This window comes from Sphingomonas faeni (genome assembly GCF_003053745.1).
Classification (GTDB): Bacteria; Pseudomonadota; Alphaproteobacteria; order Sphingomonadales; family Sphingomonadaceae; genus Sphingomonas; species Sphingomonas faeni.
Genome location: NZ_QAYE01000032.1, coordinates 1 through 1,363 on the forward strand (window position 1 = coordinate 1; position 1,363 = coordinate 1,363).

The following is a 1,363-nucleotide window of genomic DNA, read 5'->3' on the forward strand; positions in this document are numbered from 1 at the left end:
GACCCATGTGTGGACGGCCCTCCGTTGGCAAGCTTGAACAGTCGCGTTGCAATGCTGGTTGGTGCGGCCATGTGTCCGACCTGTTAGTGCGGCTCATAGCGCCGCTGGCCATAATGCCATTCGCGCGGTTCGGGTCCCGATCACAAACACGCACTCGAGGTGCTTGGGTCTTTATGGGTTTTCCCGATCCGGCGGTTCAACCGGCTTGTTGCATTAGCTCCTATCCGCCCTTCCCAACCTCGTCCGGTGCGGTCGCCCGCACCGTATCCTGTTACGCGATCTGCGGCTCGCGATAACGCTCGCCGCTGGCCATCATCGCCCAGATCATGCGGGCGTTCTTGTTAGCGAGCGCGACCGCGGCGACCTTGGTCTTCCGCCTGGCAAGCAGTTGCACAAGCCAGGGCCGCTTAGCCCCGTTCCGCTCGGCATAGCGCACGACGGCCATAGCTCCGACGATCAGCATCTGACGCAGGTATTGGTGGCCCGCCTTCGTGATGCTGCCCAGCCGCTCCTTTCCGCCGCTCGAGTTCTGCCGCGGCACCAGGCCTATCCAGGCAGCCAGGTTGCGGCCCGAGCGGAAGATCGCGGGGTCAGGAACCGTGGCGACGATGGCGCTGGCGAGCAGTGGACCCACGCCGGGTATCTCCATCAGTCGGCGACCGAGCTCGGTCTCGCGTGCGCTCGCCAGGATGCGACGATCGTTCTCGAGGATCTGCTCCTTTACGATGCGCAACTGGGCTGCCAGCATCTCCAGGCAGAACCGCGCATCGGCCGGTACGCGTTCATCGGTAGGATCAGCGATTACGTCGAGGAGCTGCTCGATGCCGTTTCTGCCAATCGGCGCTGCAATCCCGAACTCGGCCAAGTGCGCCCGCATCGCGTTCGACAGCTGCGTGCGCTGGCGGTTGAGGATCAGGCGGACACGATGGAGCATCATCGCGCTCTGCTGCTCGGGCGACTTGATCCCGACGAAGCGCATAGTCGGCCTAGTCACGGCCTCGCAGATCGCCTCGGCATCCGCCGCGTCGTTCTTGCCTCGCTTGACGTACGGCTTCACGTACTGCGCCGGCATCAGCTTCACGTCATGCCCGAGCGCGACCAGCTCGCGCGCCCAGAAGTGTGATGTCGCACACGCCTCAATGCCGATCAGACACCGGGGCAGCTTGGCGAAGAACTTCAACATCCGCCCACGCGTCAGACGCTGGCGAACAACCACTGCGCCATCAGCATCCACTCCGTGCACCTGAAACACGTTCTTCGCGATATCCAGACCGATCGTTGTGACGTTTCCCATCGTGACTCTCCTTCGACTCTCCGCAGGACATACTGCTTGAGGGTTGGAGAGCCGTCCACGTCATCACAA

The 1,363-nt window shown here is 63.0% G+C and carries 1 protein-coding gene; it reads right to left on the reverse strand.

The window, feature by feature from the left end; translation table 11 throughout:
• Positions 1–271 precede the first annotated feature (271 nt).
• Complete coding sequence (locus C8J25_RS20140) at positions 272–1,294, reverse strand: IS110 family RNA-guided transposase (RefSeq protein ID WP_107956118.1); 1,023 nt, start codon at positions 1,292–1,294, stop codon at positions 272–274.
• Between the last annotated feature and the right edge of the window lie 69 nt (positions 1,295–1,363).